Below are 254 nucleotides of genomic sequence, written 5' to 3'. Positions count from 1 at the left end.
CAACTTAGCGGACAACCATGCTTAAGCGATTTTTGCGCCTTTAGTAGCCATTTGTCGTCTGTGTTTAAGTTTAAAATATAGTCAACCTGTTGTTGTAGCGTAGTAAACTCAGCGAGTTCTTGAATAGTTGCCAAATTTGCTTTGATATTACCTTTAGGCAAACGCCCTGATTGCTGATCTAAATCAGTTAACAGCGTAGTAAGTTTTTCGTGATTTAAACTGGCCGTTTTACCCCATTTAATGCTGAGTAAACC

Annotated in this window: 1 pseudogene; it reads right to left on the bottom strand. The window is 38.6% G+C overall.

The features are described from left to right. Positions 1–254 (bottom strand): annotated as a pseudogene (locus tag AAEY68_RS21345) (enoyl-CoA hydratase/isomerase family protein); the annotation flags it as partial.

The sequence above is a fragment of the Pseudoalteromonas sp. RB2-MNA-CIBAN-0110 genome, from assembly GCF_040309305.1.
Taxonomy (GTDB): Bacteria; Pseudomonadota; Gammaproteobacteria; order Enterobacterales; family Alteromonadaceae; genus Pseudoalteromonas; species Pseudoalteromonas arctica.
Note: the sequence above shows the minus strand (reverse complement) of the source record. Positions and strands in the feature narration are given on the sequence as shown.